Consider the following 16,868-nt stretch of genomic DNA (forward strand, 5'->3'; position numbering starts at 1 on the left):
CCAAATCTTGCATCCGATGCTCTTTGATATTGCGCGGTTTGCTGCGGATTGGCATACGGAAAATAGTTCGAGACGGTGTAGGCATCCTGGATCCAGTACAGCTTGCCCTCGCTCAATACCGCGTAGGGATCGTTGTCCAGACGCAGGAAGGGTGCGATTTCGGCTACGCGCTCGCGCACGTCTCGATGAATTTGAATTCGACTCTCAGGCTTGAGATAGGAGGTCAATAGAATGTTGATGTCGGCCTTGTTCCAGGCGAACAAAAGCCTCTTCCAGATGCTATCTAACGGGATGCCGCCTGTTCCAGCGTAGCTGGTGTAAACATTGTCGTTACCCTTGGGGTAGTCGAACTCCTTGATGTCAGTTGCAACGATCCTGTACCCCAACATCGATTGCCCGTAATAAATCGATGGCTGGCTTATCGTAAGCCCGAAGTTGGATTCGGCTGGAACGTTCTCAAGCGTGTATTGCGGAAATCCCCCACCGACCGTCTTCGACACGAAGTTCATGACCACGCCGTAACCATGGGTGAATTGCAGATACTGATTGACCCAGGTTTGCGCCTTCTCGGGGAGTTCAGGGGACAGTTCGCGGGCGGCAAGCATGACCTGATGGTAGCCATCCGCCAGGTGATAACGATCTGTATCGACGTTATAGAATTGATAGTAGAGGCGTATTGCCTGGGTTTGTTGATAGGTTTGGAGCAGCGGCCGCGCGTCCCAGAGACGGATATTTTGAATCGTGTCCTGGTTCCTGGCCAACACGGCTGGCGTCAGATCCGATAAAGCCGGATAGGACGTTTCCTTGATCCCATCCAGCTGGAAGGCTTTTCGGGTGAAGTCGATGTAATGTTTTAGATACGGGGTCTCCAGTGCCAGCTCACTTGGCCGCACGACAAACTTCTGGAACAGGTAAGGAGCCAACGACACCCCAACGATCCATAGCAGCACGTACACGCCGGTTCCCGCTGCCAGCGTCATGAACCGCGGGCGAAAAACATTTGATGCGAGCAACACGCACCCAACGGCCGAGGCGCCGACCATGCCCCATAGGGCAAACCTGGTCACATGATCCGCTGCAAAGCCGGCTCCATAGACCACGCCCAGAGTTGAATAGACGAGCTCGTAGTGGTCGAGGTAAAAGCCCCATCCAAGATTGGCGACCAGAATAAAAAGGATCACAGACAAATGTGCAATAGGGCTGCTGCTGGCTGCACTTCCTTCGCTGCCGCGCATTGGCCGCGATCCGAATAGCATGTAGACCGCAAGAACCATCGCAAGCGTCAATAAGGTCAGCATCGTCAGGCTGCTTTGCAGCAACTCATAGAAGGGCAGGTGAAAGACGTAAAAGCCGACATCGACCCCAAAAAGCGGGTCGGAAACCCCGAAGGAGCCGCCGTAACGAAAACGCAGGTAGGTGTCCCATTCACCGTAGAAGCCGAGAGCAAAAAACAGGGCGACCCCGACGCTGACAAGGACGACGGCGGCCTTCATAAAATTCAGAGGCAGTTCGTCACCGGTTTCGGTGCCCGCATTGGTTCTGGATGAAAATGCAGCGCTCCGTGGCCGACCCTCGCCCGTCAAGGCGCCGCCACCTTTGCTGGCATGGCGCAAGTTGATCCAGAGATACAAGAATGAAAATAAGAATACCGCGCCGAACATCGCATAACGAACCGACAGCAGTGTCCAGAAGACACCGCTATAGTTCAGCTGGCCCATCCACAGCCATTTCTCGATATAGCCAGTGATGCCTGCGAGAATAAGGACCAGAAAAACAGCCGCGAATATGAAGAAACCTATCCGATTCCACGCGGGGCCAGGATTTCCGGCCGCAGAACCCTGTCTGTCAGCAGGCCATTTCTTCTTCGAGATTCTCGCAGGATGTTCGCTCATATATATGCACTCCAGTTTAACTCGAAGCGGAATACTTCTTCGTGCCGGCCAGGTAGCAGCCGTCATCAACGATTGGCGCGAAAGGCGGCAAAGGCATCAGCCGCCAGCTTATGCAGAAACCGCGACCCGCGTGGAGGTTCGGAAACTACTCAGGTCCTTGCCGTCGCGAGAGATGTTCCGCACCCCACCATTGACGCGCGATGACAGTGGAGAGGTTGTTAGAGGTCCACGTGAAGTCCGATCTTAATCTTGTCTTGTGGCCAGAAAAATCGGAGGCGGCACTTGACCGCTCCGGGCCCGTCTTGGCCTCTTACAACCGGGGGGCGGCTGGGGATCAGCGGGCAGCCCTACCGCGTGGGCCTGGCGGTCTGAGTAGTTTCCGGCGCTACCCTTCCGACATGAGCCGAATTAGCTATCGCCGATAGACCAAACCGGGATCGCGGTAGATCAATGCGATAACGCCGCCGACCAAGCCTGCTCCAATTCCCATCGATGGCCAAGTGCTCGGCCTGGCTGGGAACGCGTGAGGATCGCATCAGATGCAGCTTCTCAAGGTCGTAGATCCGGTGTCTGTCGCGCTGCCTGTCGCGCCGGCGCCGGCCGAGACAGGCGAGCCGGGGCCGGAACAGATCTGGCGGGAACCCGCGAGCCGCCTGCTGGCCCGACTGGAGACGAAAGCTGATGGCCTGACGACAGCGGAGGTCCAGTCCCGGCTCGCGGTCTATGGCGCCAACGACGCGGCCAACGTCAAAAGCGTGCCGCTCTGGCGGCAGTTCCTTGTCCGCTTCGAAAACCCGCTGGTCATCATCCTCCTGATCGCCAGCGCAGTGTCTGCGCTTACCGGGGGTATCAGCAGCTTCGCCGTGATCGTGGTCATCGTGATGATCAGCGTCGTTTTCGACTTTGTCCAGGATGTTCGAGCGCAAAAGGCCGTGGAAGCGCTGCGCGCTTCGGTGTCCGTGCAAGCGACCGTGCGACGCGACGGCGCGGCCGTCTCGGTTCCGATCAGCGGATTGGTGCCAGGCGATATCGTCGAGTTGGTTGCCGGCGATCTCGTCCCCGCCGACTCCCGATTGCTCGAAAGCCGAGACCTTTACGTCAACCAGGCGCTGCTGACCGGCGAGCCTTATCCCGCCGAGAAGTGTGTCAGCGACGCCGCTTCGGGCGCCGAAAATCCGTCGGGCGCTTCCAACGTGGTATTTTCCGGCACCTCCGTCATCAGCGGCACCGCGACCATCCTGATCTGCCGAACCGGTGGCAGGTCGGCGCTCGGCCATCTCGCGACCAGCCTGGCCGAGAAGCCGCCGGCCACCGACTTCGCTGTCGGAATACGGCGCTTCAGCATGCTGATCATGCGCTTCACCGTCGTGCTGATCGTGTTCGTGCTGGTGGTCAATATCGCCTTCGCACGGCCGATCCTGGAATCCGTGATGTTCGCCGTCGCACTCGCCGTCGGCCTGACGCCGGAGTTGCTGCCGATGATCGTCACGGTCACGCTGGCGCGTTCGGCCATGCAAATGGCGAAACGGAAGGTGATCGTGAAGCGCTTGTCCGCGATCCACGACGTCGGCGCCATGAATGTGCTGTGCACCGACAAGACGGGCACGCTGACGGAAGCCAAGATCAAGCTGCTGCACGTGATCGACGGCCACGGCGCGGAGAGCGCGACCGCCTTTTCCTACGCCTATGTCAACAGCAAGTTCGAGACCGGCATCAAGAGCCCGTTGGACGAAGCGATCCTGGCCGCCCGTCCTTTCGACATGACGGGCTTCAAGAAGATCGACGAAGCGCCATTCGACTTCGAGCGGCGGCGGGTTTCGGTTCTGGTGGAGCACGATGGCAAACGCGGCTTGTTCGTCAAGGGCGCGCCAGAGGATATGCTGCGGCTATCGAACCAATTTCAGGATGCCGACGGGGTCGTGAAGCCGCTTCTCTCCGAGACGCGGTCGGCCTTTCAAGCGACGCTCGACGGGCTCGGTGCGCAAGGCTTCCGCGCGCTGGGCATCGCCAGTCGATTGGCCCAGTCGACGGCTGGCACCGCCAATCAGGAAACCGCCGTGATCACGGATGAAACCGATATGGTTTTTTCCGGCTTCGCGGTCTTCCTCGATCCGCCGAAGGCGAGTGCCGGAGCTACGATCCGGGACCTGGAAAAAGCGGGCGTCACTGTGAAGGTGGTGACCGGCGACAACGAACTCGTATCCCGTCATGTGTTCGCGCAGATCGGCGTGCCGGTCACCGGCGTGCTGACGGGCGAGGCGCTGGATCGGATATCGGAGGAGGCGCTGATTGGGCAACTGCCCCGGACCAACCTGTTTTGCCGAATCAATCCGCAGCAGAAACATCGCATTCTGCTGGCGCTCAAGCGGCGCGGCGATGTCGTCGGCTTCATGGGCGATGGCATCAATGACGCGCCCGCGCTTCATGCCGCCGATGTCGGGATTTCCGTGGACGGCGCGGCCGACGTCGCCCGCGCCGCGGCCGATTTGATTCTTCTGGAGTCGGATCTTTCGGTGGTCGACGACGCCGTCGCGGCCGGGCGCGCCGCGGTCCAAAACGTGACCAAATACGTTCTGATGGGCGCAAGCTCGAACTTCGGCAATATGTTCAGCATGGCTGGCGCGACCCTGATCCTGCCGTTCCTGCCGATGTTGCCGATTCAGATTTTGCTGAACAACTTGATCTATAATGTTTCCGAGATCGCTATACCGTTCGATCACGTCGATCCGGAGACGGTCGTCAAGCCGCTGAAATGGGATATCAAGCTGATAGAACGCTTCATGCTGGTTTTCGGTCCGGTCAGTTCCATCTTCGATTTCGTAACATTTTACGCCATGCTGAGCTTTTTTCACGCTGGCGAGGCGTTGTTTCAGTCCGGCTGGTTCATTGAGTCGATGGTGACCCAAACCCTGGTCGTATTTTGTATCCGAACACGGCGACTGTTTTTTCGCAGCACACCAGCCCCGTTCCTGACTGTCATGAATACAGGGGCAATAGCTAGCGCGATAGCTCTGCCATTTTTGCCCTGGGGCGCATGGTTCGGGTTCGTCGCGCCTCCGCCCATGTTCTTCGTGTTCCTGCTGGTCGCGACCCTGGCCTATCTTGGGCTCGTGGAAATATCAAAGGTCGTATTCTATCGTTTCGTGTTGAGACGGCAAACCGTTGCTGTCAGATAGTAGCCGACGCTCGCCGCAATCTGCTAAGAATGAAATCATGCCCGCGGCTTTTTGATATTTGGATCGTAAATCCATGCCGCGACCCGAAGCCCGTCGACGTCAGCGCCGGGCTTGACCGGGCGACCCGGTATTCCAGAGCTCAGTCGGCTGGCCTCGCCGCCAGAGGCTTTCCCCCATCCTGAGTTACCCACCGATGGCGCCGACCCTTGGACCCGTTCGTGCGCATCTGAGTAGTTTCCGACCCTCGCCCCGGCTTCACCCGCCGGTATCTTGGGACTGAATGGTCTGGCGGGATCCCGAACGTGATCGCACTTTTCCGCCATTGCGGAGCTCCTTGAGATGACATTGCAATCGACTCCAGCGCTTGACAAGCAATTCAGCTCGATCACCGACTCGTTCGCCACATTGCTGGCTGGCTTCCGGCAGGTGGCAGACGGCCTCCATGGCCTAAGCGTCACGCTTTGGCATGGTGCAGGCGAACTCGGCGTGCACCTGCTGCAGGACCCCTGGGCGCTGATCGCCGGCATTATCATCGGCGTCGCAGCCTGCCTGGCGGCATGGTCCGTGGCGTCGATCGCCCGCCATGTCGCTAACGGCAGCCCGGCCAAGGCGCCGCGACGGGGCAACATGCCAGCACCGAGGACGCAAAACCAATTGCAAACCCTGGCCATGCCGGAGGTGGAAAAGCAGCTCGGCTCATCGCCCGAGGGGCTTACCCAAGCCGAAGCGGCGAAACGGCTTGCGCAATATGGCCCGAACGAACTTGAGGAAAAAAAGACCAATGCGTTCCTGAAATTCCTCAAGTATTTCTGGGGCCCCATACCGTGGATGATCGAAGCGGCGGTGGTGCTGTCGGGTATCGTGCAGCACTGGCCGGACTTCACGATCATCCTGGTGCTGTTGTTCGCAAACGCCATCATCGGCTTCTGGGAGGAGCGCGAAGCCGGCAATGCCATCGACGCCTTGAAGGCGCGCCTCGCCATCAAGGCGAGGGTCAAGCGCGACGGCAAGTGGGTGACGCCGTCAGCCACTCAATTGGTCCCGGGCGACGTCATCCGCTTGCGGATCGGCGACATCGTACCGGCGGATGCGCGCCTGTTCCAAGGCGATGAAGTGTCCGTCGATCAGTCCGCGCTGACGGGCGAATCGTTGCCTGCGACCAAAAAAGCCGGCGATGCGGTCTTTTCCGGCTCGATCCTGCGCCGTGGCGAAATTGGCGCCATTGTTTATGCCACGGGCACCAACACCTATTTCGGAAAAACCGCGGAATTGGTCGAAAGCGCGGTGACAGTCAGTCATTTCCAGAAGGCGGTTTTGAAGATCGGCGACTACCTGATCGTACTGGCGTTGGCGCTGGTATCGGTGATCATCGCAGTCGGCATCTGGCGCGGCGAGCCGGTGCTGACCCTGCTTCAGTTCGCGCTGGTCTTGACCGTCGCAGCGATACCCGTTGCGATGCCGACCGTGCTGTCGGTCACCATGGCCGTCGGTGCACGCCTGCTGGCGCGGAAGAAGGCCATCGTCAGCAAGCTCGTCGCCATTGAAGAGCTGGCGGGAGTAGATGTGCTGTGTGCGGACAAAACCGGCACGTTGACGCAAAACAAGCTAACGCTGGGTGACCCGTTCACGATCAGCGGCGTGACGGCCGCGCATGTCATCCTCAATGGAGCGCTCGCCTCGCGCTCGGACAATGATGACACGATAGATCAGGCTGTGCTGGGCGGCGTAACGGACGCCCATGGCTTGCAGGCCTATCAGATGCTGCATTTCACGCCATTCGATCCGGTGCACAAGCGCACCGAGGCGACCATCAAAGGCGCCGATGGCACCACCTTCAAGGTAACCAAGGGCGCGCCCCAGGTGATTCTGCAATTGTCGGCCAATGCGGATGCGGTCAAACCCGCCTACGTCAAAGCCGTCAACGATTTTGCCGCGCGTGGCTTCCGCGCCTTGGGCGTGGCCCGGGCAGATGCCGATGGCCAATGGCAGTTGCTAGGCGTGCTGCCGCTCTATGACCCGCCGCGCACCGACGCAAAATCCACCGTTGCGACGGCACGCCAGATGGGCGTCAAGATCAAGATGGTGACAGGCGACGCGCTCGCCATCGCCAAGGAGACCGCCCAGACCCTGGGCATGGGCACCAACATTCTCGACGGCGCCAGCCTGGGCGATTCCAACAGCGCTGAAACCGCGGCGGAGATCAAATCGGTCGAGGATGCCGACGGCTTCGCCCAGGTATTTCCCGAGCACAAGTTTCACATCGTCGATATCTTGCAAAAGCACAACCATATTGTTGGCATGACGGGCGATGGCGTCAACGACGCGCCAGCCCTCAAAAAGTCCGATTGCGGCATCGCCGTATCGGGCGCCACCGATGCGGCCCGTGCCTCGGCTTCCATCGTGCTGACCACCCCCGGCCTGAACGTGATCATCGATGCGATCAAGGAGAGCCGGAAGATATTTCAGCGCATGAACAGCTATGCGATGTATCGCATCGCCGAGACGCTCCGCGTGCTGATTTTCATGACGCTCGCCATTCTGATCCTTCGCTTCTATCCGCTCACGGCAGTGATGATTGTGATGCTGGCGTTGCTGAATGACGGCGCGATCCTGTCGATCGCGTATGACAATGTACGCTACAGGGACGTGCCCGAAGCTTGGAATATGCGTGTGGTCCTGAGCATTGCCACGGTTCTGGGGCTGGTTGGCCCCGTAACCGATTTCGTCCTCTTTTATATCGGCGATAGCATCCTGCTGCTCGGGCACCCGGAACTCCAGACCTTGATGTATCTCAAGTTGTCGGTCGCGGGACATTTGACGATTTTCCAGACCCGCACGCGTGGCCCGTGGTGGTCGACACGACCCGCATGGATACTGCTGGCGGCGGTCGGCGGGACCCAGACGGTGGCGACGCTGATCGCTGTTTATGGCGCCGGGCTGGTGACACCCCTTGGCTGGAAGTACGCCGGGATTGTATGGGGCTATTCCTTTGCCTGGTTCCTTTTGACGGATCCGTTAAAACTGCTCACCTACAAGGTTTTGGATACGATCAAGGCCGGCACCAAGCCGCAGGCCAAAGCGGAGCCGACCATGGCTTCCATTGCCGGCCCTGAGGCCGCGGATAAGGCTGGGTCTGATGCCAATGCCAAACCCAAAGCGATCCCGTCCGAAAACCACGACGCCACCAAACCCCAAAACTCCACCGCTGCGGCGCCTGAACCGAAGCCGGAAGTCAACGCGTCACCGCGTGCGGAGCCAGCGCCGAAGGCAGCCTCAGGTGCGAAGCCCGCGCCGAAGGCAGCCTCGGGTGCGGAGCCCGCGCCGAAAGCGGCCTCGGGTTCGGAGCCCACGCCGAAAGCAGACTCAGGTGCGAAGCCCGCGCCCAAGGCAGCGGCATGACCGGCGCTCGTCGGGTCGGAGATCCGGCTGCCGGAGAAGCACGGCCAGTGTCAACGAAAGAACGACGATGAAAATAGATATCAGTGACTTCCGCGTCCGCGAAGGTGATCAGGTCGATCTGAAGAAATGGCCGACCGACGTAAAACCGATTTGCAGCTCCTCCGAGCACTACAAGAAACATCTGACGCATCACGTCGAGAAACTGACGGCGCTGCAACGGCTGCACTACGCCTCTCGCCAGTGTGCGATTCTGCTTATATTTCAGGCCATGGACGCGGCCGGCAAGGATGGCGCCATCCGTCACGTGATGTCTGGGGTCAATCCGCAGGGCTGCGAGGTATTCAGCTTCAAGCAACCCAGTGCCACGGAGTTGCTGCACGACTTTCTGTGGCGGACGAGCTGCGACCTGCCGGAACGCGGCCGGATCGGCATCTTCAATCGATCCTACTACGAGGAGGTGCTGATCACCCGGGTGCACCCGAAAATCCTGCATAATGAGGGCTTGCCGGAAGCCCTGCTCTTGGAATCGGCGATCTGGAAGGACCGCTATCGCTCGATCGTCGATTTCGAACGGCACCTGCACGCCAATGGCACTCTGATCCTCAAATTCTATCTTCATCTGTCGAAAGACGAGCAGCGCAAGCGATTCATCGCGCGCATTGATGATCCGGAGAAAAATTGGAAATTCAGCATGGCTGATGTCAAGGAGCGCGGCTACTGGAACGCTTACATGACGGCATTCGAGGAGTGTCTGACGGCGACCACCACCACTCATGTTCCCTGGTACGTCGTTCCCGCCGATGACAAGGACAACGCGCGGCTGATTGTTTCCCAGGTCGTTGTCGATACCATGGAAGCGCTCAATATGCGCTATCCGAGGACGACGCCGGAGCGCGAGCACGAACTGAAAATGATCCGCAAGGAGCTGCTGGCGTAATTTCCGCTGAATCCAACAGCGGAGCGGAGCCATGTGACGGCCGTCCATCAAGCTTCGGCGTGCGGATTCTCCAGCGCCACTACTTTCGACAGCCTGCGGCGATGCCGCGGCAAGCCACTGAAGCGCGCGGCCAGAAAGCCTTGACGAGTTCGATGGCGAGTGAGGCGCCAATCACCTTGCCGCCGAGGCATAGGATATTCATGTCGTCATCCTCAACGCCCTGATGGGCGGAGAAGATGTCATGAATCAGCGCCGCTCGTACGCCAGCAACCTTGTTGGCCGCGACGGATGCTCCGACGCCACTGCCGCACAGGGCCAGGCCGCGGTCGACTGTTCCCTCTGCCACGGCTTGGGCCAGGGGAATGACGAAATCAGGGTAGTCGTCCCCGGAATCCAGCTGGAAGGCACCGAAATCAACGATTACGTAACCGGCGGTTTGCAACTGTTCTGTCAACGCTTGTTTCAGAGCAAATCCGCCGTGATCGGCGGCCGGTCCTACGCGCATGGCGATTATTCCTTTCTCAGCTATCGAGGTGAGGGACTCGTACCGGCCGCCCCAATTGCTGTTGTCCGGTTGATCCCGGCTAGCGTTGGTCGCGACCGTCATGATGATCTCGTCAAAGTCGGTCGCCCTCAAACTCGCGCCGCCGATCAGCGCGCCGTCGACGTCCGGCAGCGCCAGGATCTGTAGCGCATTGGTCGCCGTCACGGACCCGCCATAAAGGATACGAACCGACTTGCCCTCGGCCCCGAAGCGCGTCACCAGGGTTTCACGGATATGGCCGTGCACTTCGGCGATCTCGGCCGTGGTCGGCGTGTGTCCGGTTCCGATCGCCCACAGCGGCTCGTGCGCGATCACGACTTCCGCCGCGGTGATGCCGATCGGTAGGCTGCCTGCGATCTGGTCGCGGCAAATCAGCAATGTTCGACCGGCGGCGCGCTGGGATTGCGTTTCACCGATGCAGACGATCGACACCAGGCCCGCGCGCCGGGCCGCATTCGCCTTGGCCGCTACCATGGCATTGGTCTCGCCATGGCCTTGTCGGCGCTCCGAGTGTCCAAGGATCACCGCTGAGGCACCGGCGTCCTTCAGCATCTCCGCGCTGACATCTCCGGTGAATGCACCGGCAGTCTCCGGATGACAGTCCTGCCCGCCAATGGCGATGCGCTGCAAGGCCAGATCCGCCGCCCGCGCCATCAGCGTCGCTGGTGGGCAGATCAGGATATCGGCCGGCGGTTTGATGGCCACGACCGTCGCGGCGATCTGCTCGATCTCCGCAAGCTGCGCGATCAGCCCATGCATTTTCCAGTTACCGGCAATCAGAGGCCGCATCGCTTCAGCCCTCTATCGTGTTGGCCGGGGACGCGTTCCACAGCGCGATCGCGCGCAATTCGGGATGGGCAGGGTTATAGCCGAGGATGCTGAGCGATGCCGTGCCGAGGACGAAATGCTGCCCATCGATCACGGGCAGTCCGATCCATCGCGCGGCGAGCGCCAGGCCGAACTCGCCATGGGAGAACAACGCTACTTTGCCTTCTGTCGTGACGAGACGGGCGATCAGCCGGTCGGCGCGCGCGGTGATCTGGTCCGGCGTTTCGCCGCCAGGACATCCATCCCTGAAGACATCCCAGCCCGGGCGCTGCTTTCGAACATCCGAAGAAAGCTTACCCTCGTAATCGCCGTAGTCCCACTCTTGCAGGTCCGGCTCGATTTCCGCTCGCGCCTCCAGCCCAGCCAGCGCGCAGGTCCGTTGCGCGCGCTGCCGCGGGCTCGTCAAGATGCGTGCAAAATGAACAGGCCCGAGCCACGGGACGAGTTCCCGTGCTTGATCCTCTCCTTTCGCGGTCAACGGAAGATCGGTCCGGCCGGTGTGCTGGCCGGACAGCGACCACTCGGTCTGACCGTGCCGGATGAAATACAAACTCAGCGGCGGGTGCAGGGCGGACATCATGTCCGCTCCATGGCCGCCGAATATTCGCCCTGCAGCGCCGCCTTGTTGCAAATTGCCCGATGGGCCAGCGCCTGTTGTGCCGCTTCGACTTGCCTTTCCTGCCCGCGCCAGATTTCCAAGGCCGGCTGCTGGATCGCGCGCGCAAACGAAAAGGCCAGCGGCCAGGGCAGCTGCGCGCCCTCGGATCTCGCAATCAGGTTCATGGCGTTCAGACGCGCCGAGGCGAGCTCGCTGGCTTGCCCGCCCGACAGGAATGCGATCCCCGCAACAGCGGCGGGCACGACCCGGAGCAGGGACCTCACGGTGGCGGCGGCGACCTCCGCCACCGTTTGCCGATGCGGACAGTTCAATCCTGGAAGCACCATGTTGGGCTTCAGGATGATGCCCTCCAGGATGACGCCCTGGGCGTAAAGCTCATTGAAGACGCCGTGCAGTGTCGCTTCAGTGACGTCCTGGCAGCGCTCCAAAGTGTGTTCTCCGGCCATCAGCACTTCCGGCTCGACGATCGGAACCAGCCCAGCTTCCTGGCACAAGGCGGCGTACCTGGCCAACGCGTGGGCGTTCGCCCCGACGCAGCCCCGGCTAGGCAGGCCGTCGCCTATGGCAATGACGGCCCGCCATTTGGCAAAGCGGGCGCCGATCTGGAAATAGTCCCGCAGCCTTGCACGCAATCCGTCCAGACCTTCGGTGATCGCCTCGCCCGGATGGCCCGCCAGGGGCTTGGCGCCGGTATCGACCTTGATGCCGGGAATGATGCCGGCATCGGTTAGAACCTGGACAAAGCGCGTGCCGTCTTTCTTGCCTTGGCGGATCGTCTCGTCATAGAGAATGGCACCGCTGATGCTTTCAGAAAGACGAGGCGTGGTCGCGATCAATTCGCGATAGGCGCGCCTGGGCTCCTCGGTCTGCGGTGCGCCCACCGCGGCAAACCGTTTGTCGCAGGTGCCATTGCTCTCGTCCATCGCGAGCAGGCCCTTGCCGCTGCCCACGAGCTGGTGGGCAGTGGCAGCGAGTTCCAGCATGGTCATTCCGCGGCGCCCCACTTCCAGTTCCGGATTTCCGGCATGTCCTCGCCGTACTGGTCGATGTAAAGCTTGTGCTCGACAAGCTTGTTCTGCGCGATCTGCTTCAGATAGGCGCCCTTGCTGCCCAAATGCGGCAAACGGTCCACGACGTCTTGTACCAGATGGAAGCGGTCGAGCTCGTTCTGCACCCGCATATCGAAGGCTGTAGTGATCGTGCCTTCTTCCTTGTAGCCGCGGACATGAATATTCCTGTTGGTCCGGCGATACGTTAGCCGGTGCACCAGCGACGGATAGCCATGGAAGCCGAATATGATGTGCTTGTCTTTGGTGAACAGGGAATCGAAGTCGGTCTCATTCAGTCCATGCGGATGCTCGCTTGCCGATTGCAGCTTCATGAGATCGACGACGTTGATCACACGGATCTTCAGCTGGGGCAGATGTTCGCGCAGGATGGATACGGCCGCCATGATCTCCAGCGTCGGTGTGTCACCGCAACTGGCCATCACGACATCGGGCTCGCTGTCCTGGTCGTTGCTGGCCCATTGCCAGATGCCAAGACCTTGCGTGCAGTGCACGATGGCCTCTTCCATGGTAAGCCATTGCGGCAAAGCGTGTTTCCCGGCGACCACCACGTTGACGTAATTTCGGCTGCGCAGGCAGTGATCGAAGGTGGACAACAGGCAGTTGGCATCGGGCGGCAGATAGGCCCGAACTATGTCGGCCTTCTTGTTGATGACGTGGTCGAGGAACCCGGGATCCTGGTGAGTGAATCCGTTATGGTCCTGCTGCCAGACGTGGGAGGCGAGCAGATAGTTCAGCGAGGCGATTTTGCGGCGCCACGGCAGCTCCCGCGTCACCTTCAGCCATTTGGCATGCTGGCTGAACATCGAATCGACGATGCGAATGAAGGCCTCGTAGCTGTTGAACAGCCCGTGACGCCCGGTCAAGAGATAGCCTTCCAGCCACCCCTCGCACTGATGCTCGCTGAGCATCGAGTCCAGTACCCGGCCGGTGGGCGCCAGGAACTCATCGTTGTCAAGCCTCTCGGCGTCCCATTGGCGGTTGGTAACCTCGAAGACGGCGCCAAGAAGATTCGAAAGTGTCTCATCGGGCCCGAAGATCCGAAAATTGCTGGGGTTCAGCTTGACGACGTCCTTGAAGAACTGGCCCAGGACAAGCGTGTCCTGACCGTCGACGGCGCCGGGCGAAGGTACGTGTACCGCGTGGGTCCGGAAATCGGGCATTTGCAGATCGCGCAAAAGCGCTCCGCCGTTGGCATGGAGATTGGCACCCATTCGACGGTTGCCCTTTGGAACGAGCTCGGCCAATTCATCGACCAGCCGCCCGCTTGCATCGAACAACTCCTCAGGCTTGTAGCTTTTCATCCAGCTTTCCAGCAGGGCGACGTGCTTGGGATGGTCTTTGTCGACCAGCATCGGCACCTGATGCGCCCGGAAGGTTCCCTCGATCTGCAGGCCATCGACGATTTTCGGCCCAGTCCAGCCCTTCGGCGACCGCAGCACGATCATCGGCCAGCGCGGGCGCGAGGCATCTTTAGTGGCCCGCGCAGTTGCTTGGAACTGGCGGATATCTTCGACCGCGTGCTCCAGTGTGGTAGCCATAAGTTCATGCATCGTCGCCGGATCGTCACCCTCGACGAAGTAGGGCGTCCAGCCGCAGCCGCGAAAAAACTGTTCCAGCTCCTCATGTTCGATGCGGGCCAGCACTGTAGGGTTGCTGATCTTGTAGCCGTTGAGGTGCAGGATCGGCAGCACCGCCCCATCCGTGATCGGATCAAGGAACTTGTTGGATTGCCATGCGGTCGCCAGCGGGCCGGTTTCGGATTCACCGTCGCCGACAATGCAGGCAACGATCAACTCCGGATTGTCGAACGCCGCGCCGAAGGCGTGGCTGAGGGAATAGCCCAGCTCACCACCTTCGTGAATCGATCCCGGCGTTGTCGGCGCGACATGGCTGGAGATGCCGCCGGGAAAAGAGAATTGCTTGAACAGCTTCTTCAGTCCGGCTTCATCTTGCGTGACGTCAGGATACACTTCGCTCCAGGTGCCTTCGAGATACACATTGCCGACCAGGGCCGGCCCGCCGTGACCGGGACCCGCGATGTAGATGATGTCCAGATCGTGCTTCTTGATCACCCGGTTGAGGTGGACATAGATGAAGTTCTGACCCGGGGTCGTTCCCCAATGGCTCACCACCAGCGGCTTGACGTGGGCGAGCCTCAGCGGCTCGCGAAGCAGCGGATTGTCATACAGGTAGATCTGGCCTACCGACAGATAGTTGGCCGCCCGCCAGTAGGCGTTGATCTTCCGCAACTCCTCCTTTGCCAAGGTCGGCCCGCCATTGGGTGCAAGCGTCGGTTTGTTCCGTTCCTGAAGCTCTTCGGCAATCGTGGATGCGTCCATTTTTTTTCGGCTCCCGTTGTCAAATTGTGGTGCTTCGTTCGGCTGTCCGGAACGGCACTTCGCGGCCAGGCGAGCAAATCGCGAGCCCTTGACTGACCCAACGAAGTCTCACGCGGCAGCGTCAGCAACCTGGCCGGACCGAACCGCCCGGACCATAATCGCCACGAAAGAGCGCGGTACAGGGTCGGAAAATACCCATGCCTGGAAATGTCCGAGGCATCGCAGCACGAAACCGGCGGATGACCGGAGGTTGGACTTGCATCCAGACTGCGAATTGTGTGCTGCTGCCGAAAGTTGGAGTAATCTCCGAGCCTGCCCCGCAACGACGTCAACTGTTAAGTCGTGGCGCGAGCGATTGCGGCGCCGAGCCAAGCACGTGCGGCGCCGGAACTGATCTAGCGCGTGATGGCCTCGACCACGTCGCTGGCGGCCTCGATGGATGCTGAGGGCACTTGATGAGCGATTCCACGGCGTTCGAAACCGCGCTGGTGCTGTTCTCCGGGGGACAGGATTCGGCGACCTGCCTTGCCTGGGCGCTGCAGCACTTTGCGCGCGCAGAAATGCTTGGCTTCAGCTACGGGCAGCGTCATGCCATTGAGCTCAGTTGCCGCGAGCCTCTCGTGGATGGCATGCGATCGCTGCGCGCGGATTGGGCCTTGCGGCTGGGTGAAAGCCACACCCTGGACATTCCCACCCTCGCTGCAATTGCCGATACCGCGCTGACCCGCGATGTCGCGATCGCAATGGGCGAGGACGGCCTGCCCAATACCTTCGTGCCCGGCCGCAATCTGCTGTTTCTCACCTTCGCTGCGGCGCTCGCGTACCGGCGCGGCATCCGCCACATCGTCGGCGGCATGTGCGAGACCGATTATTCCGGCTATCCGGACTGCCGCGACGCGACCATCAGGGCGATGCAGACCGCCCTTCGTCTCGGCATGAACACAACGTTCGAATTGCATACGCCCCTGATGTGGCTGGACAAGGCCGGCACCTGGAAGCTGGCGCATGAACTCGGCGGGGCAGGGCTGGTCGACCTGATCCGCGAGCACTCCCACACCTGCTATCTCGGCGAACGCGGCGTCCGGCACCAATGGGGCTATGGCTGCGGCCAATGCCCGGCCTGCGCGCTGCGTGCCAGAGGCTGGCGGGAATATGCGGGGGAGGGGGCGGAATGAATCCCGGGCGCGGGGGATGTCGAAGACATAACGAATAGCAAGTAGCCCGGATGAGCGCCAGCGATATGCGGGACCGCCAGCGAAATCCCGGATGTCGCTTCGCTCATCCTGGCTACGCTTGCTGGGCGGCGGCACTGAACTTACCGTCGGACGGCCTTCTCCAAGGCCAAGGCGACGAACTTGTTGAGGCTGACCCCGGCACGTCTCGCGGCCGCGGATACGTCCTTGTGCAGCGCTGGATCGGTGCGGACGACGAATTGGCCTGAGAATGGTTTCTCGGGTGCCTCGCCGCGCGCGTTGCAGAATGCGAGATAGTCCTCGATCGATCCTGCGAAGGCCTTCTTGAGTTCGGCGACGGATTTTCCCTGGAAGGTGATCACATCGCGCAGGTCCGCGACCTCGCCGTGGAAAATCCCGGCGTCCTCGTCGTATTCGATCGTCGCCTCGTATCCTTTGTAGGTCATCATCGTCATGGCTCGATCCCGGCTTCAGTGAGGAAGCGGCGCACGGATTTCACAGCGCCCTTGTCAGTCTCCTTTTGCGGATGCGGCCGGTGAAACACCGCTCTCACGCCGTTGAGGGCGACCCGTACGCGCGACCCGCTGCCTTCGCTGATCTCCGCGCCAAAAGCCCGAAACAAGGCTTCGATGTCGCTCCAGAAAATGCTCGCGCGTACCGGCGTGGCAAAGATCGCATCCAATGTAGCTTGATGCTTCCTGCTCAGCGCCATATAGTATCACTTTCAGATATCACTGCAAGATGGCTGACGAATTCTCTCGCGTTGCTGAGCGGTTAAGCTTCGCAAGGTTCGAACGCCGGTCGAGTAAATGGGGTCCAGTGGATTTTCGAAGCGCGAGGGATAGTCTGTTTGGGTAAATGAGTGGGAGAG

Annotated in this window: 11 protein-coding genes and 1 pseudogene; 4 read left to right on the forward strand and 8 right to left on the reverse strand. The window is 60.5% G+C overall.

Features of this window, described 5'->3' with window-relative positions:
• On the reverse strand, positions 1 to 1,892 hold a 1,892-nt coding region (locus ABSG20_RS11945; protein ID WP_423864703.1), incomplete at its 3' end, for a UPF0182 family protein.
• Positions 1,893 to 2,431: 539 nt separating this feature from the next.
• On the opposite strand from ABSG20_RS11945, the gene mgtA reads away from it, so the two are divergent.
• The 3 genes from mgtA (at position 2,432) to ABSG20_RS11960 (ending at position 9,404) form a co-directional block, all read left to right on the forward strand.
• Positions 2,432 to 5,068 (forward strand): magnesium-translocating P-type ATPase, encoded by a 2,637-nt coding sequence (gene mgtA / locus ABSG20_RS11950; protein WP_423864704.1) that lies wholly within the window; start codon positions 2,432 to 2,434, stop codon positions 5,066 to 5,068.
• 339 nt (positions 5,069 to 5,407) lie between these two features.
• Entirely contained in the window at positions 5,408 to 8,467 is a 3,060-nt protein-coding gene (locus tag ABSG20_RS11955) for a plasma-membrane proton-efflux P-type ATPase (protein WP_423864705.1), read from the forward strand.
• A 67-nt stretch (positions 8,468 to 8,534) separates the two neighbouring features.
• Positions 8,535 to 9,404, forward strand: coding sequence for an ADP-polyphosphate phosphotransferase (locus tag ABSG20_RS11960; protein ID WP_423864706.1), 870 nt, complete (start codon positions 8,535 to 8,537; stop codon positions 9,402 to 9,404).
• Positions 9,405 to 9,483: 79 nt separating this feature from the next.
• On the opposite strand, the gene ABSG20_RS11965 is transcribed toward ABSG20_RS11960, so the two are convergent.
• From ABSG20_RS11965 to ABSG20_RS11985, 5 genes and pseudogenes are all read right to left on the reverse strand, one after another.
• Positions 9,484 to 10,011: an RpiB/LacA/LacB family sugar-phosphate isomerase gene (locus ABSG20_RS11965; protein ID WP_423864713.1), complete on the reverse strand. Its 528-nt coding sequence runs from the start codon at positions 10,009 to 10,011 to the stop codon at positions 9,484 to 9,486.
• A pseudogene (tpiA, locus tag ABSG20_RS11970) lies at positions 10,000 to 10,737 on the reverse strand (triose-phosphate isomerase); the annotation flags it as partial. The gene ABSG20_RS11965 and the pseudogene tpiA, both read right to left, overlap by 12 nt.
• A 4-nt stretch (positions 10,738 to 10,741) precedes the next feature.
• Positions 10,742 to 11,353: a histidine phosphatase family protein gene (locus ABSG20_RS11975; protein ID WP_423864707.1), complete on the reverse strand. Its 612-nt coding sequence runs from the start codon at positions 11,351 to 11,353 to the stop codon at positions 10,742 to 10,744.
• Positions 11,353 to 12,384, reverse strand: a complete 1,032-nt coding sequence (locus ABSG20_RS11980; RefSeq protein ID WP_423864708.1) for a class I fructose-bisphosphate aldolase — start codon at positions 12,382 to 12,384, stop codon at positions 11,353 to 11,355. Before ABSG20_RS11980 ends, ABSG20_RS11975 begins: the two co-directional genes overlap by 1 nt.
• A complete protein-coding gene (locus ABSG20_RS11985) occupies positions 12,381 to 14,804 on the reverse strand; it encodes a phosphoketolase family protein (protein WP_423864709.1) in 2,424 nt (807 codons plus the stop codon). The genes ABSG20_RS11980 and ABSG20_RS11985 overlap by 4 nt, the downstream gene beginning before the upstream one ends.
• Before the next feature lie 455 nt (positions 14,805 to 15,259).
• On the opposite strand from ABSG20_RS11985, the gene queC reads away from it, so the two are divergent.
• Positions 15,260 to 15,979 carry a 7-cyano-7-deazaguanine synthase QueC gene (gene queC, locus ABSG20_RS11990; RefSeq protein ID WP_423864710.1) on the forward strand — a complete coding sequence of 240 codons (720 nt, stop codon included), beginning with the start codon at positions 15,260 to 15,262 and terminating at the stop codon, positions 15,977 to 15,979.
• A gap of 140 nt (positions 15,980 to 16,119) precedes the next feature.
• On the opposite strand, the gene ABSG20_RS11995 is transcribed toward queC, so the two are convergent.
• A complete protein-coding gene (locus ABSG20_RS11995) occupies positions 16,120 to 16,452 on the reverse strand; it encodes a type II toxin-antitoxin system HicB family antitoxin (protein WP_423864711.1) in 333 nt (110 codons plus the stop codon).
• Positions 16,449 to 16,709: a type II toxin-antitoxin system HicA family toxin gene (locus tag ABSG20_RS12000; protein WP_423864712.1), complete on the reverse strand. Its 261-nt coding sequence runs from the start codon at positions 16,707 to 16,709 to the stop codon at positions 16,449 to 16,451. The genes ABSG20_RS11995 and ABSG20_RS12000 overlap by 4 nt, the downstream gene beginning before the upstream one ends.
• Positions 16,710 to 16,868: the final 159 nt, after the last annotated feature.

Origin of the sequence: Bradyrhizobium sp., from assembly GCF_049512235.1 — a bacterium.
Taxonomy (GTDB): Bacteria; Pseudomonadota; Alphaproteobacteria; order Rhizobiales; family Xanthobacteraceae; genus Bradyrhizobium.

Coding starts and splice junctions, on each gene's coding strand:
- ABSG20_RS11955 (WP_423864705.1), top strand. CDS start 5,408: ATGACATTGCAATCGACTCCAGCGCTTGACAAGCAATTCAGCTCGATC.
- ABSG20_RS11985 (WP_423864709.1), bottom strand. CDS start 14,804: ATGGACGCATCCACGATTGCCGAAGAGCTTCAGGAACGGAACAAACCG.
- mgtA (WP_423864704.1), top strand. CDS start 2,432: ATGCAGCTTCTCAAGGTCGTAGATCCGGTGTCTGTCGCGCTGCCTGTC.
- ABSG20_RS11975 (WP_423864707.1), bottom strand. CDS start 11,353: ATGTCCGCCCTGCACCCGCCGCTGAGTTTGTATTTCATCCGGCACGGT.
- queC (WP_423864710.1), top strand. CDS start 15,260: ATGAGCGATTCCACGGCGTTCGAAACCGCGCTGGTGCTGTTCTCCGGG.
- ABSG20_RS11995 (WP_423864711.1), bottom strand. CDS start 16,452: ATGACGATGATGACCTACAAAGGATACGAGGCGACGATCGAATACGAC.
- ABSG20_RS11980 (WP_423864708.1), bottom strand. CDS start 12,384: ATGACCATGCTGGAACTCGCTGCCACTGCCCACCAGCTCGTGGGCAGC.
- ABSG20_RS11960 (WP_423864706.1), top strand. CDS start 8,535: ATGAAAATAGATATCAGTGACTTCCGCGTCCGCGAAGGTGATCAGGTC.
- ABSG20_RS11965 (WP_423864713.1), bottom strand. CDS start 10,011: ATGACGGTCGCGACCAACGCTAGCCGGGATCAACCGGACAACAGCAAT.
- ABSG20_RS12000 (WP_423864712.1), bottom strand. CDS start 16,709: ATGGCGCTGAGCAGGAAGCATCAAGCTACATTGGATGCGATCTTTGCC.